This window comes from Clostridia bacterium (assembly GCA_017410375.1).
In the GTDB taxonomy this organism is placed as follows: domain Bacteria; phylum Bacillota; class Clostridia; order RGIG6154; family RGIG6154; genus RGIG6154.
Map to the genome: position 1 here is coordinate 15749 of JAFQQW010000013.1, position 25706 is coordinate 41454.

Genomic DNA, 25706 nt, shown 5'->3' on the forward strand with positions numbered 1-25706 from the left:
TAGATTATACTATAAAAAACGACAAAAAGCAAGTTTTATTTTTCAGAGATTTTCACTAAGATGACCGTCATATCATCTTTACAGCCTAAAACCCGTCTTACCGCCTCCTCCATTAGTTTATCCGCACCATGCTGCGCACTGCAGTCCCCAAGATTTATCAAGAAATCCTTAATCCATTTATCATCGATACTCACGTCGGTCACGCCATCCGAAACCAGCAAAATCCAGTCCCCCGAACAAAAGGCAAGTCGGCGGTTTGCAGTCTCAATTTCGCCTACAATGCCGGCAGGCAGAGCCTGTGCCGCCAACACCCCCACCTGATTTCCTCTGCATAAATACGAGCAGGCGCTGGCGTTTTTAATAATTTCTCCCTCTCCGCTGAACAAATCCAGTACAAGCAAATCCAATGTGGCAAAATTCTCATCATAAGACTTAAGTACAAGCACGGAGTTAATCAACCGCACCGCCGTTTCCCGGGCAATGCCTGCCATGAGCATATGCTCTAAAAGACCGACCGTCTCCCGGCTTTCCTTTGCCGCCCGGTTGCCTGTTCCCATGCCGTCGCTTAAAGCAATCACCAGTTTCCCCTCTTCGGGGTACATAATAGCATAGCTGTCTCCGCACGCCTGCTCTTTTGACGGGCGTATCCGCGAAATACCAATCTGCGCTTCAAAATTCTCCTTTTCGCGATATGTAAAGATACTTCTTTCTCTGTTCGTGTTTTCCTGCAACAATGAAAAATTCCTGCCGGTCACTTTGCTCAAAACAGCCTTACTGTCTCTTATACAAGCCTCCTTCGATTTACAGTCAAGCACCGAAATCTCCGCCTCCAGACGATTGTTCAACCCTTTTGTAACCGACACATTTTCCACATACATTCCCAGCCCATCCAGCAAAGTAATGATCCTTTTTTCACTCTCCTCTTCAAAAACAACCGTCTCTGTTATTTCATTTGCCAGACAACGCACTACGCCCGAAACCTCACTGAGCTGCTTTGATACCAGTTCGCGGTTTTCTGCAATACGGTTTTCCCAGACACGGTTTACCCGAAACACCTCGTACACCTTATTGCATTCCGAAAGCATTCGTTCATTTTGCAGACATCGGTTTTTTATATTTGCCGACAAGTCTGTCCGCTCTGCCCAGCCCCGATGTATTGTTTTTTGCAAAAGTCCTGCAATTTCTGATCTCGCTGTCTCTTCACGCAGAATGCATCTACTCCTTTGTTCGCATTTTCCGCAAACCCTTTCGTACACATCCGCAGTCAGCAAAGCTGCTGTTTCTTTTTCCCCTTCTTTCCTGATTTTCCCTGCGTTTCCCATGGATGCCGCCAGTACGGAAAAAGCATCCGCAATACGGTTCAATCGTTTTACTGCCATTTTTTCAAACGCCTCTCTTTCGTTTTTTTGGTATATTCCTTGTCTTTGTGTCAAAAGCAAAATGCTTTGTTTTATTTTTAAAAGCCTCTTTTTCGGCATCAAAAGAAAAACTACACCTGCAATAAATATTTCCGGCAAACCAATCAGGAATCCCTCCGGATTGCCCGTATAAAATGTCATCAGCACGTCCGAAAGAACCATACCTGCAACAATACCCGGCTTACCAAGCCTTTTACACACACAGCAAAAAAGTGCCGCCACCGAATATGCACCCACCGCATATAGCATAGACGGACTTAAAAGACTCACAAAAAAACCAAGCACCGTTCCCAAAACAACACATGCTCCAACGGAAAAGCTATATGCCGAAAACAATACTATAAAAACAGAAAAGGTCTCTGCCAGATACAACCCCTGCGTCGGTTGCAGACGCGTAAGTCCTGACAGACAGATACAAAACACTGCAGCAATGCAAAAAAGCTCCTCTGCAGTTGCGCTTCTGCGCAGCTTAGGGGCAGACAAAAAGCGGAACACCGTTATATACGCATGCACCGAAAAAAGTCCCACAACAAGCTCTGCGCCTGCAAGAATCCAGAAGTAAAGATTTTTTTCTGCAAAACCGCCATAAATCAAATCCGCAAGAAATAAAGCTATGCAGTAAAACACACAGCCTGTCCGCTCCGTTACAAAGCCCCGTCTGCCTGCAGATGCAGCAGTCAATAAAAGAACTGCAATCCAGTATTTAAGTGCAGATATCCCGAAGCCGCCAAGCCCGATTCCCAATGCGATCCAGAGTGCCGACAATCCGCATGGCTCAAGACAGTATACTGCCGCAGCACAAGCCACGCCAAAAGGGGAAAGTGTTTGCAAAACACATCCCATGCCGGACAGCACCAGACAGCTTGTCCTTAAAATCTGAGCGACCGAAAACATTCCGATTCCCTTCCGGAATATTCTCCGAAAAGTCTCCATCCACACCCCTCCTTCCCTGCAATACGCTTACATTATACGCATTTAAATAAAAAAATCTTGTAGACTTTTCTGTTTTATGCACATTTCCCGCCAACATTTCCAAACAAAAAAGCATACCGCAAATGCGGTATGCTTTGATTTTATCTGCAGCCTCTGTTACAGTTCCCGTCCTCCGCATCACTGAAGAAATCGTGCTTCTGGGGCGGGTAAAATTCGTCCACAGGGAATTCGATGCGATCAAACAGCTCGCAGGGGTTTTCCGCAGAAGTACCCACGCATTCGCTTTCCGGTACACAGAAATCATAAACCGGAATGAGAAGCTGTACATTTCGTTCAAGCTTTACAATGGAGAACAAGCCTAAGGTTACATATACCTGTCTGCCTGCATCCGGTTCTGCAAACACATCATCAAAGCACTTGCAGATAAAGTCGGGCGCGCCGGCAATATCATACTGGTTGCAGCAGCAATGATTGTTGCAGCAATTTTCAGGCTCTACAATTTTTGCAGACAAGCTAATGGGTTCTACAACCTCAACGACCGCCTGGGGCATATTGGTTTTCATAAGCATCTGCGGATCTAATTCATCGTAGGCAAAAGTAGAACGGAAAATCTTGGATTTACCTTCGGAGCCGAACAAAACAACCTTTTTGTCATAAACCGCAAGCCCCTCTACCCGCTTGGTTTTCATTAAACCGCAGAATACATCTAATGTAACTTTAAAAAAGAATTTAATGTCAATGGTATAATAGCCCGAATTGAAAGGCACCGGTTCTACATCCTGATGTACATACAAAATTTGCGCATTGCTGACTTTAACGGACAATGCGTTTTCAATCAGCTCCTGCCCTTCACGGCAGAGATACACCCGCAAATCTTCGAGACATTCCTTGTCACGGCAGGAATCATACACCTTGTCTGTATGGATACAAACCGCTTCACGGATACCGTTGCAACCGTCACCGCAAATCGGACCCGGCACTACTTCTCTTCCCATATCCATTCCTCCTATTCTTATTTCGGGTTTCCCCATTTACATACTATGTGAAAAAACAAATAATGTGCCAAAAAACTCATGCGGGGACACTTTTTCCAAAACACAGATTGAATGATTTTATTGAATAACCACTCTTTCTCCCGCATATATTGAAACAAAAACCGGATAAGGAGAAAAAACTATGAAGCAAGTTCTGTACACACCGCAAGGACTCTGGAAATTTTACCACGACGAAAAAAAGGGCATCTGCTTTTATGCCCCGAAAAGCACAACACCCATGCTGTTATTCGAAAAGGGATGTGCTGATTTTGATACCGCCTGCGACGAAAAAGGCAATCTCTTTCTAATCAGCCAGGACGACAAAAACAATCTGTATTTATTCTATTATGATAAAAAACGTTGGAACCGCCAATGCATTTTAGAATCTAAAAGTGTTGTTCCGTATGACAAAAATTTCCGTCTTTTTTGCACAAACGGCTGGGTGCATGCCTTTTACAATATCCGCCACGAAGCCCAGTATCTTCTGGTGCACCATATGTTAAACGAAAACACAAAGCCGGAGGTCATTGAATCCAGAAGTTATCCGTTTTGTTATGCCGTCACGCAGGACAGCAAACAAAACATACATGTATTCTATGAAAAAAGCGGACTGATGCAAAAAACATTTTTCTGGCAGAACAAAGCCTGGGTAGAACCGAAGCTTCTTACCGAAATCAATGGCGACTTGATTTCTCTGCAGGGTATTTTTGATGAAAATGATGCGATGCATCTTGTGTACAGCCGTCGCAACAAGCAGGAATATTCGGTTTGTTATTTAAGCGAGCGGGGCACGCAAACTTTGCTCAGCGGTCTTGAAAACGCACCCGAGCCGATTATTTTGCAGTTTAAAGAGTATCACATTCTGTTCCGCATGGCAGGAAGATTGCTCCAAAGCAGTGCCATCCGTCCCGAAGAAGGCTTTTTAAAACCACAGTACTATTTCCCCGGAAGCTTTAATCCGCACAGCCTTTTCCGCATCAAAACCTCACAGACCTTACGTCGACACCATATTTTCGTCGATACTATTTACGGCACCGAGGCGCGTCCCGACCGTTTTGATGCGACCTTAATCGGAGAAGCTTTAAATGCCATTGATTTTGCTCTGCCCGAAAAACCCGTTGAGCAAGAAAGTGACCTTACACAGTATATGCAGGAGGTTTCGGATTTCCAAAAGGAAGAACAAAAAGAAACCGTCTATGATTCTCCTGCCCCCGAAGTGACGCCCCTCGATTCCAAATTAGATGCCTTTGAGGCACGCATCTCCGCCTTAGAAAACCAATTTAAAAAAGCAGATTCATGAAGAATCTGCTTTTTTTGATTAGTCGATTGTTACTTCTTTCATAACCTGATCCACTCTGGGTCTGTCCATATAGTCTGTGGGGATGCCTGCGATTTCATCAACCACATCCATACCCTCTACAACCTTGCCGAACGCGGCATACTGACCGTCTAAGTGCGGAGCATCCTGATGCATGATAAAGAACTGCGAGCCGGCAGAATTAGGATCCATTGCACGTGCCATGGAAAGCACACCTCTTTCATGCTTCAAATCATTCTTAAAGCCGTTTGCTGCAAATTCACCTTCAATTTGATAGCCCGGGCCACCCATGCCGTTGCCGTTGGGGCAACCGCCCTGAATCATAAAGCCCGGAATTACGCGGTGGAAAATTAAACCGTTATAAAAGCCTTCTTTAACCAGCTTTTCAAAGTTTGCCACGGATTTGGGTGCGATTTCGGGATACAGTTCAATTTTAATCTGCTTTCCGTTTTCCATTGTAATTGTTACCATTGTTCATTTCTCCTTTTATGTTTATTTATGGTTATTACCATTATAATTTTTTAATTCTGCGTATTCACCGTTCTCTAAAAAGACAGCCGGCGCAAAATAGGCGTTGGAATACACACTTCCGTCTTCTTTCTTATAAAAGCTGTGTTCGTCCCCTGTCGGTCCGTGACCATACAGATACACATCTGCCTTTCCCTCAAGGTCAATTACCCGATGACACAAAAGAAAGTCTTTTCCGAAGAGCGTTACGATTGTGTTTGATTCCACCACCTTGCTTTTATCTGCAATTTTCTGAACATATTCAGGTAAATCGTTATTTCCGCGAACAATAAAAACTTGTTTTGCATGGTTTTCCATACATTTGATCAGTGTCGGAATGTAGTCTTTGTATAAAGGAATGTCTTCCTCTTTCCGACCTGCCTTTAAATTGTCGCACAAATCACCCGTATGCACAATAATATCTGCCTTAGCTTTTCGAATCAGCTTTTTAATAAACGGATATCCGTCTAAAGGAATATCACCGATATGCAACAGCTTTTCCCCTTTGTAATTTAAAAGATGTGCAGGAATTTCAACCGCTCTTCGTTCGTTGGGAATGGTGCTGTATATGCTTTCATCTGCGGTATAATAAATCGGATTGGACAAAAGGATACATCTGTCCTCTTTATATACACTTACGCGCACAAAGTTTACCTTATCGGTCATAGAAACAGATATTTCGCCCGTGTAGTCGTTTTCAACGTTTTCGGTTTTAACATCCTTGCCGTTCACCGTCCACACGACCCTTGATTTTTCAGGCAGTCCTTTTACGGAAGTATATACCGTTTTGGCTTCGTTGGTAAACACAACATTCCCCATGTCGTTTCCGTCTTGGTCGTAAAAACAAAAATCCACATGTTGCAGATATACAGGGTCACCCGTGTAGAGATTTCCCGCTTTCATGCTTTCAATAAATTCGTTTTCACAAGGGTTTTCTGCCGCTATATACGCACAGAAATTATTACGATCAAACCAGTTTAAGCTGTTGGAGTGATTGTCGCTGTCGCCATATCCACTGATAAAAATTCCGTTCGCGGATAAAGTATCCCAAAGCTTTAAAAAAGTTGAAAATTTTGTGTTGTTTCTGCCAATCGGAAAGCCTACCTCCAGCATGGTTGCACCATACGCACGGTTTGAAACGTAATCGTCAATCACCTCGGGTGCAAGCTCGTCTGCAAGTTCGGGATTTAACCGCAGTCTGTCTTTTAAAGCATCAAACGGATGGTTTCTTGCATAGATTCCGCCGTACGCCTTTACATGCTCGATTGCCTGTTGTTCGGTTACATTATAATTGTGTTTCTGATAGTCAATCACAGGCACTTTTGTGGAAAAACAGATTTTATGCGGTCCTGCCGCTGTAATTTCATAGGTTACAATAGGTGTTACGCCATATTTTTTGCCGATTTCATCCGCAAGCCGTTGTTGCTCAATTCTGCCCTCTTCAAAGGCAAGCGCCCAGTCGATGGAAAGACTTTTTAAGAACAAAGTAGCTTCCGCCCCACATCGTGCAGACACGGAAAAGGTAATCTGGGCTAAAATATTATCGCCACCGCCTATTTTTTCTGCATCCGTCAAAAGATTTAAATCAATGGTATCCGCTTCAAAAGATAATGGTTTTACAACGCGATATGCGTTTTCCAGTCCTTCTGCGTTGCCCGCCACATATAAAATATGACCGTTTTCAAATTCAGGCGGTCGCTGAGAAAGCTTTACATCTACCATGACTCTTGCATTTTCTCCAAATCCCTTAGCATGCATAGCAAGATGAAGCATGGTTTTTGCAAGCAAAGCATATTCATGACGTTTTTGCGAAGAACCGAAGGCAAGGCTTACGGTTGACCATTCCTCCGTTTTTCCCTTTGCCGTTATATTTAATATTTTGTTATCATCAATAAACCATGTGCAATCTTCGTCTTGCTTCTCCACCGTAAAACCCTTATGTCTTGGTCTTAACGGATCATCTGACGGCTCATGAATCATAATTTCACCTTGGGAAAAATCAAAGTATGAAACCTGATTTTCTCTCGGACCCATGCGACTGTCATGATCGGTTATATACATATGTTGCATCCCAAGCTTTTGGGCATTGTAAAAATGCCCCTCCATGCTCGCCTGACTTTCCCAGGCAGAATGCATATGTAAATGTATCGGCCAATATTTCATAGTACCCCTCCTTGCTGTATCAAAGTACAAATCATACAGGCAGACCCGTAAGCTTTTCATCTGCTCCGCAATTGGATTTTTGCTCTGCACCCGCTAAAGCTTCTGCCGTTTTTTTAATAATATCAACAATCTGTTTTGCACATACTTCCGAGCCCTCATCCGTTAAGTGGATATTGTCATCATTTCTTATATACCGATTAATGTCTTTCGCTACGGTACTGTACAAATCGTTTATAATAACACCTTTTTCTTCAAGCAAAGGAACAATCATTTTATTGTATCTATCTATTACTAAATTTCTGTTATACATATTTTCTCCCGAAACAGGGGTCGTTGTTGCAAAAATAACCTTATCATATTTTGAGAGCAATATGTCGGCTACTCTGAGCATATTTGTTCTATATTCATCCTCTGTGGAAAAAGACCCGTCCCCAAACAAATCACACGTATCCCACAAACCGTTATTCCAATGCACAATTCTGCTGCCTGCCATATCCGCTCTCCAGTCGAAAAGACCTCGCAAGGTATATTTGGCAAACCGACAATTATCTTTTGGCTGAAAGACTTCGTATACATCGCCTAAAAGCTCCGGCACAAGGCACCCGTAACCGATTAGTCTTATAGAATCTCCTATCAATGTTACCTTCATTTTTTCTTCTCCTTACCAAAGTATTTTTTTAGTTGCAATGCTTTTCAATAAACTCTATGATTGCTGTATTGTCCGTAAGTCCATGGGGGTGATGTCCACAATTTTCTTTCCCGAACACAACGATATTGCCATTGTTTTTCCGATAGTATTTTTCAAGAATCTGTCCGTTTTCATCATAAGGTACAACCTCGTCCGAATCACCGTACACCATAACAACCGGAATATTGTTTTGAATGAGTATATCCAGCTTATCCACCGGATTTTCTCTGTAATTGATTAAATCAATAAGATTCATGCCCGTTGCATCTACAAATTCCTGCATCATGCTGTTTCCTGCTTTACCAATACCTGCAGGACAAGACAGAAAATTCATAACCGGCGCATCAAGGTAGAGAACCTGCACATACGAAGGATGCCTTGCTGCAAATTTAGATGCAATCAATCCACCACAGCTCATGCCGATGGGTACACACTTTTTATGCAAACCAAATTCGTTAGCCACATACTCTGCAAACCGCTTTTTTAAATCAAGGTCTTCATCTAAACACCAACGCGTAATATTTTTTATGTAAGCCAAATGCCATCCGCGTTTAAGCATTTCAATCTCAAGATTGGGAAACGCATCAAAATATTCGGTTTTAATCATCCAGTTTTTGTTCTTGTTCGGCTTCAAAGGAAAAACCAGTATTGCTTCTCTTCCCTCAAATTCAAAATCAATTCTTTTAAATCCGTTCCACAAAGATTCTTTCAATCTTAAATCCTTCTTTCTTTTTTGCCAAGTTTCAAATAAAAGGCAAATAATTCAGACACTGTTTCCAGGTATATTTAATTCTCGCTTCGTCTTGGCTTTTCGCCTTTTTCAATATCCATCGGTGTTGAATGCTGCAGCTTAATGTTTCCGTCACTACAAGCTACAATTCGAGGCGCATCAAACCCAGAAACAGTTACATTTTCAAAAATTATATCTCTGAAATTCAATGCTTTGGCAACAGGCAAATCTCTTGCACCTTCCCTTGCCGTAATGATACAGTTTTTCATTTTAAAAGTCAGCGGTTCGTCTTCAGGACAACAGATATTTATAGGCAAGCATACGTCATTAAAAACACAATCTTCAAACATAATGTTATCTAATGCTCTGTTACATGCCCACACATGCCCGAAAGCTTGCGAAAATACCGAATCCACATTTTCAAATCTGCAATTTTTAATTAAAATGTCGCCCGGTATTCTCCTGATTTTCGCACGGTAGTCACAGTAATACAAAAACGCGTTAAGACAATTGTGTCGACAATTTTCATCGGTAGCTGCTCTGTTTTTTTTCTGTTCCGGAGACAAATTACCACGAAAACCGTATTTGTTCGGTGCAACAACCGCACAATTTTCAACCAACACATTTGTACCTCCAAAGCGCAAAGCACTACAGGATGAATTCAGCACAGAGTTTCGCACAACTACATTGATATTATCGAATCCTGCAATGGCATCATCCCCCGAATAAAACACAGTATCTTCCACAACCACATCGTCGCAGGTTCTTATGTCAAAACCATCGTGCCCACCAAGCACAGTAATACCTTTAACATGTATATTTTTACTGTTCTGAATGGCGTGCGCCCAGTTGGCACTGTCTTTCATCGTATAGCCTGAAAGTGTTACATTTTCACAAAACCACATATTTATGCCGTGCGGTCCTCTGTATTTTTCTTCACCCAGTTCATCATAGCAGTTTTGCCCGGATATGGTTGCATTTTTTCACCGATTATGGCGACATTTTTCGCATTTATCGCCCGGACTATCGCATTATTCCAACGACTGTATGGCTTTACGGATCGAGACTGACTTATTGATGTATCAACAACTTTCTCAAGGTCTTCCGGATTTACGGGTTCTATCTTATCATCAAGATACGCACAATAATCTTCAGGATCTGTGCTTCCTGTCAAAATCGCCCCTTCCATAAGATGCAATGTAACATTAGACCTTATTCGTAATCCACCAGTCAAAAAATTTCCACACGGAATAACAACTTCTCCTCCGCCTGCCAAAAAACATTCATCAATCGCTTTTTGAATTTGCTTTGTACAAATCTCATTTCCGGCTTTTGCACCAAAATCAGTAATATAGTACACGATGCCCACTCCTCATTTTGTAACACTATTTAACTTTCCTAAGTAAAAATCGCATAATTCAAAACCCGTTTTTCATATACGCCACTTTACATGCACGGGCATAACATTGCGAAACATATTCTTCAATTGTCATTTGGGTATACATATCATTGTCGTGTCGGTTTGGCTTACTGGTTTTATTCAGTTCAAATGTAAGAATATCGTTATAAGCGTATCTGTTTAATCTTTCAACAACGCTTTCCCAGGACGTAATGCCATCAAAGGGAAGCAGATGTAAATCGTCTGTCCAGATAATATTCCCGTCAAAATCACTGACCCCTAAATTGTCATTTAAATGGGTCGCAATGAGTCTGTCCCCGTACAAGCTTAGCATATCTTTTCCTCTGTTATAGCAAAGCTCATGCCCCGTATCCCAGCAAAATCCAACATTTTTGCATGTAGAAAAGGCATTCATCAATGATGCAAGGTATGCTTCGCCCTCGGTGTTCTCAAAGGCAATTCTGACATTTGATTTTTCAGCCTCCCGAACAACCCGTCCGAAATTCTCAATTCCTGCCGAATTTGGTCCGTCGCTCGGCTCAAAACCGATGTATGTATGGGCAACCATAATCGGAACACCCGATTCCGCACAATCTCTAACACACTCTAAAAGCTCATTTACGGCTTTTTCCGCTTCGGCATCACGCTTCCACATCTTTGCTGCATTTATAAAAGGTGCATGGACAGACTGATATATCATTCCGATTTCATCGGCTAATTTACGATAACTTTTTGTTTGTTTATCCCAATTTGTAAAAAAGGCATCAAATCCCGTTTGTTTGAAAAGAGAAATCTGTTCTTCTATACTGATTCCATACTGTGAACTTGTTCCCAAGCACAACTTTGTTTTATACACAACAATCAGCCCCTTTCCATATCATTACTTATACGACAAAATACGTTTTCTGACAAAATTGATTGCATGGCAAGCAGTCAGTTCGCGGTTTTTGTTGCGGTTGTACTTTAAATTAAGCTTAAAGTACTCGGTTTTATTTTTATCCGAAACACCGATATAGACAAGCCCCACAGGTTTTTCAGGCGTACCACCGTCGGGACCTGCAATGCCGGTTGCGGAAACACCGATGTCCGCATTTGCCGCAATGCGTGCCCCCTCTGCCATTTCCATAGCCGTTTCCGGACTTACTGCACCATACGCCTCTAAGGTTTCATGCTTTACACCAACCAAGGCTTCCTTGGCGGAATTGGCGTATGTAACATAGCTTTGGTCTAAAATGGCAGATGCGCCCGGCACACCACCTATTTTGGAGGCAATTAAACCTGCTGTACAGGATTCTGCCGTTGCAATTTTAAGCTTCTTTTCAATCAAAAGCTTTACAGTTACCGCTTCTAAGGTATCCTCACCCGTGCCGTACAAATCTTCGCCAAACACAGCATACAGCTTGTCGGCAGTTTTGGAAATCAGCTGCTTAGCTTCATCTAAATTCTTACCCTTGGCAGTTACCCGAAGCAAAGCCTCTGTTGCCTTGGCATAAGGTGCAATGGTAGGGTTGGTCTGGTTGTCAATCAAATCCTTTACCATTTGTGCTGCCTTTGACTCACCTACACCGAAAATATGATAGAATTCGGATTTTAAAACGCTGTCGGATTTTTTGAGCAGATATGGCTTAACAAAATTTTCAAACATCACGGTAAGCTCTGCCGGAGGTCCGGGAAGCACCACAATGATTTTTTCGCCGTTATCATATAAAAAGCCCGGTGCTGTGCCGTTTAAATTTTTAAGTGCCAAAGCCCCTTTGGGAATTAATGCTTGCTTTTTATTGCTCTCGGGCATTTCTCTGTCTCTAAAATAGTAAAGCAAATTGTCAAGGCTTTCTTTATGCATTTCCATCTCGAGTCCCAATGCTTCTGCCACCGTTTCTTTGGTGATATCGTCCGCAGTAGGTCCTAATCCGCCCGAAAAGATTACCATATCCGAACGGTCGATTGCCATTTTTGCATATTCTAAAAGTCTGTCATGGTTATCCCCCACAACGCCCTGATAATACACATTGATGCCTAAAGCAGAAAGCTCCTGTGAAAGGTACTGCGCATCGGTATTTAAAATGTCGCCCAAAAGAATTTCGGTGCCGACGGCTATAAGCTCACAAACCACTTATGCATCCACTCCTTCGATATACATGGTTTCGGTTTCCGCAATACATTTTTCAATAATGGCAGGAATATCCAGTGCTTCCTCCGCATATTCCACAAATTTCAACACCGGCTTTGTTTTGGGGTGCTTGGGTACAAATACCGTACAGCAATCCTCATAAGGCAAAACCGAGGTTTCGAGTGTACCGATTTTTCTTGCAATTTCAATAATTTCGTTTTTGTCCATACCAATTAACGGACGCATAACGGGCATGGATGTAGCGCAATCTGTAACGCTTAAGCTTTCTAAGGTCTGGCTTGCCACCTGACCGATGCTCTCACCCGTAATGAGTGCCGCGCTCTTGCCCATTTGTGCAATTTTTTCGGTGACCATCATCATCACTCTGCGCATAATAATGGTCAGCAAATCCTCAGGACATTTTTCATAAATTTCAAGCTGCGGCTCGGTAAAGGGTACGATATGCAAGGTAAAGGGACCTGAATATTGTGCTACAATTTTTGCAAGCTCGATGACCTTTTCCTTTGCACGCTCTGAGGTGTACGGAGGCGAGAAGAAATGCACCGCTTCTAATGCCACACCTCGCTTGGTTACCATATAGCCTGCAACGGGGCTGTCAATACCGCCCGACAAAAGCAGAGTTGCTTTGCCGTTGCTTCCCACCGGCATTCCGCCTGCACCCTTAATTCTGCCGCCATGCACATACGCCGCAAAATCACGCACTTCAGCCGTTACGGTAAGCTCTGGATTTTTTACATCCACCTTAAGGTGTGGAAACTTACTTAAAATATATCCACCCAAATCTCTGCAAAGCTCGGGAGATTGCATGGGGAATTTTTTATCTGCGCGCTTGGCTTCACATTTAAAGGTTTTCGCATTTTTCAGCTGGTCGCCAAGATATGCCACCGCTGTTTCGCAGATGGCTTCAAAGGTCTTTTCGCAAGGGGCTGCCGGCACAACCGAGGCAATACCAAACACTTTTCCTGCTGCTTCAATAGCGCGGTTAATATCAAAGTTTTCTTTTGGGGTAATCAAAATGGTAGACTGCCCCTTTTTCATATCAAATTCACCGGCACATTTTAATGCCGCCTTTGCGTTTTTCATCAATCTGTCTTCAAAAGCACGGCGATTCAATCCTTTTAAAACAATTTCGCCAAGCTTGAGCAAGAGAATTTCTTTCATGTTCATAAATCCTTTCTATCTTCGTTTAAAGCGCTTTAAGAATGCAACCTGCTTTGCCATTTCTTCTGCCGCTAAGTCCAGTTCTTCGTATGTGGTATCATTACCAAGGCTTATGCGCACAGAGCCTTGTGCCAATGTACGTCTTACACCCATACTTTCCAAAACATGGCTGATTTTTGTAGACTTTGATGTACATGCAGAGCCTGTGGAAACATAAACGCCCACATTTTCAAGGGCATGAAGCAAAACTTCTCCTCGCACACCGTCGAATCCGACATTTACAATGTGTACCGCTTCTTCTCCGTTTATTACCGCTTCGGGAATTTTTTCAAGCAGTTTTTCTTTTAAATACTCTCTTTTTTCTTTGAGGTCTGCCATAAGACGTGTACCGTCTTTTGCGATGCGCTCCGCTTCTAAACCAAACGCCACAATTCCGGGTGCGTTCATGGTGCCTGAGCGGATTCCTTCCTGGTCACCGCCAAAGCTTTGTGGCGAAAGTTTAATACCTTTTTTTACATACAGCGCACCAACACCCTTTAAGGCATGTACTTTATGTGCCGAAAAGCTCATTAAATCCACCTGCATTTTAGAGGGGTTAAGGGGTATTTTTCCCAACGCTTGCACACAATCGGAATGAATTACAGCTTTAGGTGCAATTTCTTTTAATTTTTCTATAGGTTGTACGACCCCCGTTTCATTATTAACCGCCATCACCGAAATGAAAACCGTATCGGGGCGTACCGCTTGCTTTAATTCTTCTAAGTCCACTTCCCCGTTTGGCTTTGTGCCGATGTAAGACACCTGCCAGCCATTCGCTTCCAGATGTGCAAAGGTATGCAAAACTGCATGATGCTCCATCTTTGTGGTAATAATGTGTCTGCCCTGATGCTTTAAAGACTGCACCGCACCTAAGATTGCTAAGTTATCACTTTCTGTTCCGCCCGAGGTAAACACAATTTCAGAGGCGTCACAGCAAAGGGCGCCAGCGAGTGCCTGCCTTGCTTTTTTGATTTCCTTTTCGGCTTTTAAGCCTAGCCCATGCAATGCCGATGCATTACCGTAGCATTCGGTTGCTACCCGGTTAAACGCATCCAATGCCTCTTTGGAAGGTCTGGTGGTTGCCGCATTATCCAAATAAACTTCCATGTAAAACTCCTTAAAATAAACTCTCATTATAGTTTACTATAAATTTTAAAATTTTTCAATAAAAAAGTGCGGAAAATCCGCACTTTTTTGTTATTTTTCCAAACATTTATGCAATACAACACCCACATAAGAGGCAAACCCGTGATTTAAGCTGTTGCTTACATCCTTGTGCTCCCATAAGGTTCCGGATTTTTCAACCATATCCGCAAAGAAATCCTTTATTTCTTTCAGCAACAACTCGGTTTCACCAAGCTGAAGCAGAATATCCATGCGCAGGTAAATACCGTTCATTGCGTTAGAGGGCTCATACGGAACAACAAAATCATGTGTACCATTCATACCGAACACTTTCAAAACGGTTTCCTTAAGTTCTGCATACATAGCATCATTCAAATCTGCAACACCGCACCATACAGCATAATACTGGCAGGTTTCGGACACGTTGTCGGTGTTTTTGGCAATGCCGTTCTCATAAACTGCGTTTTCTTCAAAATACTTGCCGTTAAAGGATTTTTCGATAATTTTTGCTTTTAAAGCTTCCGCTTTGCCCTCCGGAATCATTTCCGGGAACAGAGCAGTCACACAATTTAAAAACTTATAGTAAAGCATATTGGTGGGATAGTTAATATCTTGTGTCCAATCATTACATTTGGACCATTCCACAAAGTTCCAGTTTTCTAATTTTTCAACCAATCCATCCGCATTTTCTCTTTTGGCAAAGAAATCCACCAAATCCTGCACACGTTTTCTGTATTTTTCGGGGTTCTGCCCACTTCTTTCGATTTGCTCATAAATCTGCACAACAAACCACATAGACCATTGCGGAATGTATTCGCCCTTTAAAATAGCTGCCGGATAACACATGGGAATCATGCCCTCAGGCAAGTCATCAAAATCGGTTGCCACCACAAAGTTATTCAGCATCATCTCGTTGATGGTGGTTTTTCCAGTCAGGAAATATTCGGTTCGTGCCGTAAACATTGCATCCATCAGCCAACCTGCCCGTTCTCTTGTGGGGCAATCCATAAACACATCCACCGCATTCTGACGGAAGGTGTTTGCAGCAGCTTGATATATACCATGCAATGCCTTGTCGTCCGTGTGCAGTTCCGGAATTTCTTCCAAAGGATAGCAGTACTCGCGTACCGAAGCATCTTCTAAAACAAGCTCACCCTCGGTTACAAAGACGTAAAGATAACGGAAACCGTATACCTCCATGGTTTCGCCTTCATATTCGCCGTCTGACATGTGGTAATCTATTACATTTGTGATGTTGTTTTCTAAAATCGGGAACACACCGTCAAGACTTCTTTCGCTAAAGCCGATAATCAAACGGGCATTTTTGGAAACATTGACTCTGTGACGGATAAAACCTGTCACATTCTGACCAAAATCCAACACAATATACTGTCCCTTAGAAACGGTATACGGGAATTTTAAATCAGACTTCTGCTCTGTCACCTGATAGTCATAGCCATACATATCATAAAGCGGCCTGTACTCAATTTCTTCCAGCTTAAAGCCGTCTTTACCGTTATACCCAACAGGGTTAATAAATCTTTTTTCCGGGATTTCCGGCGTTACGGGAACGAGATTTCCTTTCCATGCACAAGAAACAGGATTAACAATGTCATAGTTCGGAAAAGGCGCTTTACGAATCATATAAGAAAGCTTAGGCTGAACTTCTTCCACCGGCACTTTCAGCATGCTACCACCTTTACGCACATACACTTCCGAGAACTGTCTCTGATAAGAATAGCGCATAACTTTCTGAATGCGTTCCACATCTGCAAAGCCCACAAAGTTATAACCGGTTGCCGCAACAGGCTTGCCCTCGGCAGTAATTTCCGCCTGCAGAAAGCCTGGTACATTGATGCATGCAAAATTATCACAGTTATAGCTTGCAACCTCAATCACAATCTGGTTTAACCCCCAGGAGGTGTGCTTTGTGATATCCATAGTATCAATTCTGGTAAACCCTTTGGGTGCACGGGCAGGACCGTAGCCTGCAAATTCACCGTTTACCGTAATTCTGTAGTAAGTCGCACCGGTGATTTCCAAAATTACATTTTCGCCGTTACATTCGAAATTTGCCGCAAAAAATGCGGTAATGTTCATCTCTTTACTTAAGTCTTTTAAAAAGACGGGTTTAGAAATTTTAAACATAGTTATGTATCTCCTTATAAAAGTTCTTTTTCCATAAAGGGCATTGCAGGAAGCCCCAGACTGTTAAACAAATGTGCATGCACAAAGTTGTGTTGCAGATAGCGCACTTTTTTCGCATTTTTACACGGTTCCTTGCTCCACGCCACATTGCCTGTCGCCGCAAACAGAACCTCTTCCCAACCCTTTTCGGTTTCCACTTCAAAACCACCGATGGCAACATTATCGCCTATCAAGTAGTCATATGAATTTGTAAATTCTACACATACTGTGCCGTCTTTTCTTATGTAAGCCTTTTCAAATTCCGGATACCGCCATAAAAGGTCATGTCCGTAGCATTCCGAAAGAGCACAGCCTGCCATACGTTCACCGATTGCCTGCTTTTCAAAGGGATGAATGTTATGCTTTTCACCGCAATCAATGGCATTTACACAGTACACATTTTCGTTTTCCTTTTCAAAATCAATCAATGCCTGACGCACAGCGCACCAACCGTTTTCTGCGCCGTTGTCGTATCCCGGAAGAAGGGTTGTGATAAAGCAAAGGTCATCGGCTTGTAAATCCCGCATCCAGGTTTTCCGAAGCAAATTCATGCCTGCCATATATCTGTCGTAGCATTGTGCTGTCTCATGGGCATCCGACTCACCCTGATACCAGATTACGCCCTTTACACTATACGGGCAAATAGTCTGAAACATGGTTTCGTTGGTGCCGCCAAAACGGGAAAACAATTCGGGGTTTGCATAATGGTCCACGAAGTCATACCCCTGACCGACAGGATGTGTAGGTCCACGGAATTCCAGGTCATCTATGTACGCCTTATTAGAGGGTCTGTAATCCTCGGGCTTCATACTGTCTAAGGATTCAAAATGGTCTTTTACAAACGGATAAACTTTTTCATCTTCCATCATATCCTTACGGGGAATCCAGAAAAATACCGAGCTTCCGCCCCAGTTGCAGGAAATGATACCAACCGGCACATTTTCCTGCTCAGCAACACGTTTTGCAAAGGTATAGGCTACGGTAGAAAGCTCTCTGCCCACCGTACCGCCTGCAATTTTCCATGGGGTATCACAAGCCTTTTGAGATATAAACGGCCAACCCCAGCAGTCTTGTCCCACCTGATGTCTTCGTGCAACCGTAATGAAACGCACATCATCATTTTTATGGAACTGTAATTCGTACATACCATTTTTCGAAACCGCAAGAGGCATTTCCATATTAGACTGTCCGCCTGCAATCCACACTTCCCCGACAGCGACGTCCTTTAAAACAATCTCTTCTGTACCGCTTTTGACAGAAAGCTCATATCCCTTACCTGCTTCAAAAGACGGAAAAAGGAGCATAAATGAACCGTCCTTGCCAACTGTTTTCGCAGTTGCACCGCGGAAAGTTCCGACAACCTCCGCACCGGTTTCACATGCTCCCCAAACTCTGATTTCTTTATTTCGCTGCAATACCATAGAATCGGTAAAAATAAATGCAAGCTTTAACATCCTTTTAAATCCCCTTTTCGCATCGTTTTCTTAAAGTTTCCAGCACTTTTTTCTCTATCCGGGAAACCTGCACCTGAGACACACCAAGCCGATTTGCGACCTGCTGTTGTGTCTCTTCTTTAAAGTATCTTAATAATATCACTTTTTGACTGCGCTTGTCAAGGGAATCTAACAATTCTTTTAAAAATATCCGCTCTACTGTTTTTTCCTCTTCATTCTCCTTTACAATAATTTTATCCAGCACAAAACCGCTGTCGTCATACTGTTCATAAATGGATGTACATGGTTTGACTGCATCTAAGGCTTCGGCGATTTCTTCTTTGGAAAGTCCCGTCGCTTCCGACAGCTCCGAAACGGTTGGCGACCGTTGCAGTTCTTTGAAAAGCTTTTCTTTCGCGTACCCGATTTTCCCTGCATTCTCCTTAATGCTTCTTGAGATTTTCACCGACCCGTCATCCCGCAAATAACGCTTGATTTCACCGATAATCATGGGCACAGCATAGGTAGAAAACTGAAAGCCCTTGCTTTCATCAAAGTTTTTTACCGCCTTTATCAAGCCCATAGCACCAATCTGCACCAAATCCTCGTACTCGACGCCACGTCCCAAGAATCGTTTAACCACCGAATACACAAGTCCCATATTCTGTTCTACGCGCCCGTTGTCCATTTTAAGCCCTCAATGTCTTTCGCATAATCACCTTGGTTCCTTCACCTATTTCCGAAATCACGTCCACCATATCCATAAAAGACTCCATTACAGTAAAGCCCATACCCGACCGCTCCAGCTCAGGCTGGGTGGTAAACATGGGTTCTCTTGCCTTTTCCACATCGGGGATGCCCACGCCTTTGTCACGGATAATGATTTCGAGCTCGTTTCCGTCATATGTAGCAGACAGCACCACTGCGCCGTCCTCATTTTTGTAGCCGTGAATAATGGCATTTGTAACCGCTTCGGAAACTGCAGTTTTGATGTCGCAAAGCTCTTCCACCGTTGGGTCGGCATCCATTAAAAATGCCGTTATCACCTGCCTTGCCAGTCGTTCATTTTCTCCGATTGCAAGAAATTTTATCTCCATACTGTTTCTCATTTAATCACCCCGCAAACTCTCTTTTCCGCCTTTTCCATGGTTTCATAAAGCGGAATAATCTTATGTAATCCTGAAAGATTAATTACCCGCTCCACCTCCGGCTTTGCGGCGGCAATAAACACCTTACCTTCCATCTCACGGATTCTCTTGTACCGCCCTAAAATCAATCCGATACCTGAGCTATCCATAAAATCCAGATTGCTTAAATCAAACACCAGATTTTTTATGGGTTTTTCCCGGATTTCTTTATCTATGGCAGAGCGCATCGGCCCCACATTATAATGATCCATATCGCCCGTGATTGCAACAATTAACGTATTGCCATTTGTTCTGATTTGCATGCTTACCCATCCTTTCTTACTATCAGCATACTGCATTCAAAAGTATTTTTAGGTAAAAAAAAGTCGTAAACTTCAAAAAAGTTTACGACAATTTTTTTAAGCTTTAAAGTTTTGCAAGGCTTTCTAAAACCTTATCTAACATTTCCTGATATTTAATACCCTTCTGGCGTTCTTCCTCTACCAGATGAGCAGGTGCCTTTGCGGTAAAGCCCGGGTTATTTAACTTGCCCTGAACACGCTTTACTTCCGCTTCTAAGGTCTGCTTTTCTTTGGTCAGACGTTCTCTTTCCTTTTCGATGTCAACCAAATCACCAACCGGGAGATAGATTACCGCGCCGTTGGATACAACCGATACGGTATTTTCTTCCACATCCGCTTCCACAAATTCCACTTCGGAAGCAGAAGCCAGCTTCTTAAAGTAATTCTGACCGTTTGCAAAAATTTCTTTGTCCTCGGTCTGGATATAAAGCTTTGCTTTTCTGGAGGGCGGAACATTCATGCCCGCACGGGTATTTCGAACCGCTTTGATGGCATCCATAATCATGCTCATCTGCTTGTCTTCTGTTTCAAAGGTCAGCTTTTCATCAAATTCCGGCCAGGTAGTACGCATAATGGTTTCCCCTTCATGCGGTAAGTGCAACCAAATTTCTTCGGTGATGAACGGCATAAACGGGTGAAGCAGTACCAAAGTGTTGGACAAAACATGTACCAATACCTTCTGTGCGGTTTTGTTTGTGGGGTCTGTTTCTTCATACAGTCTGGGCTTAACCAGTTCAATGTACCAGTCGCAGAATTCGTCCCAGATAAAGTCATACAGCTTTGCAACCGCAACACCTAATTCAAATTTATCTAAGTTTTCAGTAACTTCTTTTGCCAGACGGTTGAATTTGTTCAAAATCCACTTATCTTCCAGACAAAGTTCTCTTGCATCCGGTAAAGTTACATCGTCAATGTCAAGGTTCATGAGTACAAATCTGGATGCATTCCAGATTTTGTTGGCAAAGTTTGCACTTGCCTGTACGCGTTCTTCATAGTAACGCATATCGTTTCCGGGCGAGTTGCCGGTTGCTAACATAAAGCGAAGTGCATCCGCACCAAACTGCTCGATAACCACCAACGGGTCTACACCGTTGCCCAAAGACTTGGACATCTTTCTGCCCTGGCTGTCGCGTACAATACCGTGAATAAATACATGCTCAAAGGGTGCTTTGCCGGTGTGTTCCATACCGGAAAATACCATTCTTGCAACCCAGAAGAAAATGATGTCATAGCCGGTAACCAACGTGCTTGTGGGATAGAATTTTTCGAATTCTGCAGTCTTTTCAGGCCAACCCAATGTAGAGAAAGGCCAGAGTGCAGAGCTGAACCAGGTATCCAGCACGTCGTTATCCTGCCACATTTCTTTACCGCAATCGGGACAAATTTTCACATCTTCTTTGGAAACAACCATTTTTCCGCAATGGTCGCAATAATATGCAGGAATTCTGTGTCCCCACCAGAGCTGACGGGAAATACACCAGTCACGAACATTTTCCATCCAGCCAAGATAGGTCTTGGAGAATCTGTCCGGAACAAATTTAACGGTACCGTTCTTTACAACCTCTACAGCAGGCTCAGCCAAAGGCTTCATCTTAACAAACCACTGCAAAGAGGTAATCGGTTCAACGGTTGTACCGCAACGGTAGCAGGTACCTACATTGTGGGCATGCTTTTCAATTTTAACCAGATAGCCCTGTTCCTCGAGGTCTTTAACCATCTGCTCTCTTGCTTCATAACGGTCCATACCTTCGTATTTACCGCCATACGCATTCACTCTTGCTTCATCATCCAAAATCTTAATGATGGGCAGGTTGTGGCGCTGACCCACTTCAAAGTCATTCGGGTCATGTGCAGGTGTGATTTTAACCGCACCGGTACCGAATTCCTTTTCAACATATTCGTCCGCAATCAGCGGAATTTCTCTGTCGGTAAGCGGAAGCTTTAACATTTTACCAACCAGGTGGGTATAACGCTCATCCTCGGGATGTACAGCAACAGCAGTATCGCCTAAGAGTGTTTCGGGACGGGTGGTTGCAATAATTACATACTCGTCAGTGCCTACTACAGGGTAACGGATATGCCAGAAATTACCTTCCTGTTCCTCATACTCTACCTCTGCATCCGAAAGTGCGGTGATACAATGGGGACACCAGTTGATAATTCTGTCACCACGATAGATTAACCCCTTGTCGTAAAGGTTTACAAACACTTCTTTTACGGCTTTGGAGCAACCTTCGTCCATGGTAAAGCGTTCACGGGACCAGTCGCAGGAGGTACCCAGCTTTTTAAGCTGTTTAATAATGGTACCGCCATACTTTTCCTTCCATTCCCATACAAGCTTTAAAAATTCTTCACGGCCAAGGTCATGACGGGTTAAATTCTTTTCTTTACGGAGCACTTCCTCTACCTTAATCTGTGTTGCAATACCTGCATGGTCGGTACCGGGCACCCATAATGCTTCATATCCCGAAAGGCGCTTATAACGAATGAGAATGTCCTGCAACGTTTCGTCCAAGGCATGTCCCATATGTAACTGGCCGGTTACGTTCGGAGGCGGAATCACAATGGTATACGGTTCTTTTTCAGAGGATGCATCTGCCTTGAAATAACCGTTTTCCTCCCATTTTTTATACAGACGTTCTTCTATTTCAGAAGGCTGATAAGATTTATCTAAATTCTCATACTTGCTCATGATTTGTTTCTTCTTCCTTTCCTTCTTTTAAAACTTTAAAAAATATTCTTGCATAAGAAAACATGGCATAAAACGCAGCGACCACTGCAATTCCCGACAAAAGGGTTGCCCAGAATATCAGTTCCGCTTTATTAAACACATTAAAAAATGTCAGCAGGAATATCACAAATGCCGTGCTGTAAAAGACAACTGTTGCAAATTTGCCCGAAATATTTGCCTTTATCACAATATCTTTACGAAGCAAAATAAACGTGCCTACCGCCATCATGACCTCTTTTACAAAAAGCAATGCCACCAGCCAGGGTGGAATCAGCTTTGCAATGAAAAGGCACACAAAAACCGTAAACTGGGTCAGTTTATCTGCAATGGGGTCTAAAATGGTTCCGAGTCTTGAAACCATGTTAAACCGTCGTGCAATCCATCCGTCCATCACATCCGAAAGTGCTGAAATGCAAAGCAATATAAAAGTTACAATGTATTTGCCTTTCGCAAAGGTCGTCGCCCAGACAGGAACCAATATAATTCTTATAATTGTAATTATATTCGGTAGTGTCAAAAAAATCCCTCCAATTACATATCTGCCAGAATTTCCAATGCGACACCTGTTTCTGCCGCCGGAACCAGGATCTCAAAAAAGTACCGGTCATCATCTAAAAAGGATTTACATTTGGTCAGGATGCCTGCTTTTCTGAAATTTTCCAAAACCTGCGTAACCCGCTCTGCTTCAGCAGTTACCCAGATACTATTCCACATAATAACACCTCTTATTTATCGCAAAAAATATGCTTTTACGCAATATAATAGTAGTATACCACATTTTTTTTACAAATGCAACAATAAATTTGCACACTACGCAGCACACTTTAATCCAAATGAAGCTTATAAAAAATGATAAGATAGGTTGCAAGAATTGCAATCATTGTCATCAAGAATACAATCAGGAGCGTTGCCGAAACCGGAAAGCTTTTTTGCTTCCTCGAATGTTCTTTATAATAAATCAAATTTTTGATGGTTTCGTTCTCATAAATCATATCATCCCGTTTAAATATCTGCCACAAAATATAAACACCCGATATGGTAATGGTAAACTGCGCTGTAAGATGAATTAAATCCCCGAGCAGATTGGTTTGTCCGTACGGAAAAAATGTAGTTGCAACCACACTTGTGAGCATTGCGGCATAAAAAACGCCAATCCAGACATTTATGATTTTCACGCCCGACTCCGGCTTATAGTTCGGAGACTTTTTTACATAATCGGGCACTTTGTTCTTCTTCATAATGACTCCTTTTCAAACACACAAACCACCATTTTTACGAAATACTCGCGCAAAAACCCTTTGCAGAACGGCTTTAAGAATCCGCGAAGCGGTGCTTCATTGTAATACACCGATTTAAAGTCTGCATTTTTACGGATTTTGTTGAACCTCTTGATGGTCATTTTATTTAAGTACGAAAAATACTCTTTACCGTTTTCATCTAATCCGATACGGAAGGAAATACGCTCATCCCCGTCCGGTTTGTCTTTTACAAGGTCTTTGTACACTGCGATTAAAGTTTCATCCGAGAAAAAGGTCTGCACCCACGGCATACCGATAACATCACTTAAATGTGCACCATATGGATGATTGTAGGGCGGAAAATTCACATACAGTCTGCCGCCCGGCTTTAAAATCCGCTTCATTTCGCGAAGAACCGCCTCAGGTTTGGACACATGCTCCATCGCGTCATTCATAATAATGGTATCAAAGCTGTTGTCCGCAAAATCTGTTTTCGCGGCATCCTGACAGGAAAATGTAAAGCCTGAAAGTCCGAGTTCATCTGCGAGTGCTTCGGATTCCTCTTTATACTTTTCCACCACGTCAATACCAACAACTTTTTCAGCGCCCTGACTTAAGTAGTAAAGAGACTTTCCGCCTGCACCACATCCCACATCCAGAACCGCTTTATCCTTAAACATAGTTTCCACATCAGTAAATGCAAGATAAAACTTAATGGTTTCCTTTCCTTTTTCATACTGCCAGCGGGAATAACGCATACCGCCCTCCGCCTGTGTATTAAACGGATGTACGGGCAACGGAAAACACTTATTCAATGCTTTTAAAGTACTTGCTGCAAATCCCATTTTCCAATCTCCTTTTTTCAATAAGCCGAATAGACAATCTGTCCGTCTTTTACAGTTTGTACAACTTCAAAATCCTTATCCAGAATCACAAAATCCGCCCGCATACCGGGTTTTAAGATGCCGATATCCGTTTCATTTACAGATTTTGCCGGGGTTTCGGTTGCCATGCGCACCGCCTCTTCCAACGGAATACCCATCTTTGATACAGAACGCACCATATCATAAACCGTAGAAGTACTGCCTGCCAAGGCACCGTCATCGGTACGGGCAATACTGTCCTCTACCGTTACATGCATATCGCCAAGCATATATTCTCCGTCTTCAAGACCGGTTGCCGCCATACAATCCGAAATCAGAATCATACGGTCACTGCCAAGCAGTTTATACGCCATGCGTACCACCTCGGGCACCACATGAATACCGTCTCCGATAATTTCCACATAAAAAGGCTTGTCAAAGGCAGCACCGATTAATCCGCTTTTTCTGTGATGTAACGGATTCATTGCATTAAAAAGATGTGTAACATGGTCTGCACCTGCATTAAACGCGGTAACTGCCGTTTCATAGTCGCATGCCGTATGTCCCAATGATACTTTGATACCCATTTCCGAAGCCTTTGCAATAAACTCCAGATTCTGTCCGATTTCAGGTGCTACCGTAATCAGTTTAATCTTATTTCCCGAAAGCTCCTGTAACCGGTATAAAAAGCCGATATCCCCTTCACGCACCAGAGACTCCACATGTGCACCGCGCATTTTTGCATTAAGATATGGTCCTTCGATATTCAGTCCTTTTATTTCCTTTTTATCCTTGAAGAAAAGTACCATTTCTTCCATATCCGCATCGGTTGCAGTAACCGATGTGGGATAAAAGGTTGTGATGCCTTTAGAATACATGTAATAAATGTATTCTTCATAGTTTTCTATTATCATGGCATCCTGCCCGACTACACCGTGTGTATGCACATCCACAAGACCCGGAATAATATACCCTTTAAATTCTTGCGTTTCTTCAGGTTCCATTCCGATAATTTTGTCTTCATATGTAAGTGTCAGCGGGACAAAATGAAAATTTTCATCCAAAACCTTGTATCCGGAAAGTATCATTTCTTCTTCTCCTTTTTGATTTTTCGTGTAT

Annotated in this window: 24 protein-coding genes; 1 reads left to right on the forward strand and 23 read right to left on the reverse strand. The window is 42.8% G+C overall.

What is annotated here, in order from left to right; all coding sequences use genetic code 11:
* Positions 1–35: 35 nt before the first annotated feature.
* Both IJE10_01420 and IJE10_01425 read right to left on the reverse strand, forming a co-directional pair.
* Positions 36–2351, reverse strand: coding sequence for a SpoIIE family protein phosphatase (locus IJE10_01420; GenBank protein MBQ2966764.1), 2316 nt, complete (start codon positions 2349–2351; stop codon positions 36–38).
* A 140-nt stretch (positions 2352–2491) separates the two neighbouring features.
* Positions 2492–3346 carry a hypothetical protein gene (locus IJE10_01425; protein MBQ2966765.1) on the reverse strand — a complete coding sequence of 285 codons (855 nt, stop codon included), beginning with the start codon at positions 3344–3346 and terminating at the stop codon, positions 2492–2494.
* A 181-nt stretch (positions 3347–3527) separates the two neighbouring features.
* On the opposite strand from IJE10_01425, the gene IJE10_01430 reads away from it, so the two are divergent.
* Complete coding sequence (locus IJE10_01430; protein MBQ2966766.1) at positions 3528–4685, forward strand: hypothetical protein; 1158 nt, start codon at positions 3528–3530, stop codon at positions 4683–4685.
* A gap of 18 nt (positions 4686–4703) precedes the next feature.
* On the opposite strand, the gene IJE10_01435 is transcribed toward IJE10_01430, so the two are convergent.
* The 21 genes from IJE10_01435 to nagA all read right to left on the reverse strand — a co-directional run bounded on the left by IJE10_01435 (position 4704) and on the right by nagA (position 25675).
* Positions 4704–5174, reverse strand: coding sequence for a peptidylprolyl isomerase (locus tag IJE10_01435; GenBank protein ID MBQ2966767.1), 471 nt, complete (start codon positions 5172–5174; stop codon positions 4704–4706).
* Positions 5175–5195: 21 nt separating this feature from the next.
* On the reverse strand, positions 5196–7373 hold the full coding sequence (locus IJE10_01440) for a metallophosphoesterase (GenBank protein MBQ2966768.1): 2178 nt from the start codon (positions 7371–7373) through the stop codon (positions 5196–5198).
* A 31-nt stretch (positions 7374–7404) separates the two neighbouring features.
* Positions 7405–8022, reverse strand: a complete 618-nt coding sequence (locus tag IJE10_01445; protein ID MBQ2966769.1) for a hypothetical protein — start codon at positions 8020–8022, stop codon at positions 7405–7407.
* A 28-nt stretch (positions 8023–8050) separates the two neighbouring features.
* A complete protein-coding gene (locus tag IJE10_01450; GenBank protein MBQ2966770.1) occupies positions 8051–8773 on the reverse strand; it encodes an alpha/beta hydrolase in 723 nt (240 codons plus the stop codon).
* Between the two features lie 74 nt (positions 8774–8847).
* On the reverse strand, positions 8848–9696 hold the full coding sequence (locus tag IJE10_01455) for a right-handed parallel beta-helix repeat-containing protein (protein ID MBQ2966771.1): 849 nt from the start codon (positions 9694–9696) through the stop codon (positions 8848–8850).
* A gap of 2 nt (positions 9697–9698) precedes the next feature.
* Positions 9699–10151 carry a hypothetical protein gene (locus tag IJE10_01460; protein MBQ2966772.1) on the reverse strand — a complete coding sequence of 151 codons (453 nt, stop codon included), beginning with the start codon at positions 10149–10151 and terminating at the stop codon, positions 9699–9701.
* A 58-nt stretch (positions 10152–10209) separates the two neighbouring features.
* On the reverse strand, positions 10210–11046 hold the full coding sequence (locus IJE10_01465) for a sugar phosphate isomerase/epimerase (GenBank protein MBQ2966773.1): 837 nt from the start codon (positions 11044–11046) through the stop codon (positions 10210–10212).
* 24 nt (positions 11047–11070) lie between these two features.
* Positions 11071–12303: a competence/damage-inducible protein A gene (locus IJE10_01470; GenBank protein MBQ2966774.1), complete on the reverse strand. Its 1233-nt coding sequence runs from the start codon at positions 12301–12303 to the stop codon at positions 11071–11073.
* Positions 12304–13482, reverse strand: coding sequence for a tRNA 4-thiouridine(8) synthase ThiI (thiI, locus tag IJE10_01475; protein MBQ2966775.1), 1179 nt, complete (start codon positions 13480–13482; stop codon positions 12304–12306). It lies immediately after the preceding gene.
* Positions 13483–13497: 15 nt separating this feature from the next.
* The gene (locus IJE10_01480) at positions 13498–14628 is read right to left on the reverse strand and encodes a cysteine desulfurase (GenBank protein ID MBQ2966776.1); all 1131 of its coding nucleotides are present in this window, start codon (positions 14626–14628) and stop codon (positions 13498–13500) included.
* A gap of 90 nt (positions 14629–14718) precedes the next feature.
* Complete coding sequence (locus tag IJE10_01485) at positions 14719–16794, reverse strand: hypothetical protein (GenBank protein ID MBQ2966777.1); 2076 nt, start codon at positions 16792–16794, stop codon at positions 14719–14721.
* Between the two features lie 14 nt (positions 16795–16808).
* Entirely contained in the window at positions 16809–18287 is a 1479-nt protein-coding gene (locus tag IJE10_01490; GenBank protein ID MBQ2966778.1) for a hypothetical protein, read from the reverse strand.
* Between the two features lie 4 nt (positions 18288–18291).
* Positions 18292–18954, reverse strand: a complete 663-nt coding sequence (locus IJE10_01495) for a SigB/SigF/SigG family RNA polymerase sigma factor (GenBank protein ID MBQ2966779.1) — start codon at positions 18952–18954, stop codon at positions 18292–18294.
* Between the two features lies 1 nt (position 18955).
* The gene (spoIIAB, locus tag IJE10_01500; GenBank protein MBQ2966780.1) at positions 18956–19375 is read right to left on the reverse strand and encodes an anti-sigma F factor; all 420 of its coding nucleotides are present in this window, start codon (positions 19373–19375) and stop codon (positions 18956–18958) included.
* Positions 19372–19716: an anti-sigma F factor antagonist gene (spoIIAA, locus tag IJE10_01505; GenBank protein ID MBQ2966781.1), complete on the reverse strand. Its 345-nt coding sequence runs from the start codon at positions 19714–19716 to the stop codon at positions 19372–19374. Before spoIIAA ends, spoIIAB begins: the two co-directional genes overlap by 4 nt.
* A 103-nt stretch (positions 19717–19819) precedes the next feature.
* Positions 19820–22447, reverse strand: coding sequence for a valine--tRNA ligase (locus tag IJE10_01510; protein ID MBQ2966782.1), 2628 nt, complete (start codon positions 22445–22447; stop codon positions 19820–19822).
* A complete protein-coding gene (locus tag IJE10_01515) occupies positions 22434–23003 on the reverse strand; it encodes a CDP-alcohol phosphatidyltransferase family protein (protein MBQ2966783.1) in 570 nt (189 codons plus the stop codon). The genes IJE10_01510 and IJE10_01515 overlap by 14 nt, the downstream gene beginning before the upstream one ends.
* A gap of 14 nt (positions 23004–23017) precedes the next feature.
* Positions 23018–23200, reverse strand: a complete 183-nt coding sequence (locus IJE10_01520) for a hypothetical protein (protein MBQ2966784.1) — start codon at positions 23198–23200, stop codon at positions 23018–23020.
* 110 nt (positions 23201–23310) lie between these two features.
* Complete coding sequence (locus IJE10_01525; protein ID MBQ2966785.1) at positions 23311–23724, reverse strand: hypothetical protein; 414 nt, start codon at positions 23722–23724, stop codon at positions 23311–23313.
* Positions 23721–24569 (reverse strand): class I SAM-dependent methyltransferase, encoded by an 849-nt coding sequence (locus IJE10_01530; GenBank protein ID MBQ2966786.1) that lies wholly within the window; start codon positions 24567–24569, stop codon positions 23721–23723. Before IJE10_01530 ends, IJE10_01525 begins: the two co-directional genes overlap by 4 nt.
* Before the next feature lie 17 nt (positions 24570–24586).
* The gene (gene nagA / locus IJE10_01535) at positions 24587–25675 is read right to left on the reverse strand and encodes an N-acetylglucosamine-6-phosphate deacetylase (GenBank protein MBQ2966787.1); all 1089 of its coding nucleotides are present in this window, start codon (positions 25673–25675) and stop codon (positions 24587–24589) included.
* Positions 25676–25706 lie beyond the last annotated feature (31 nt).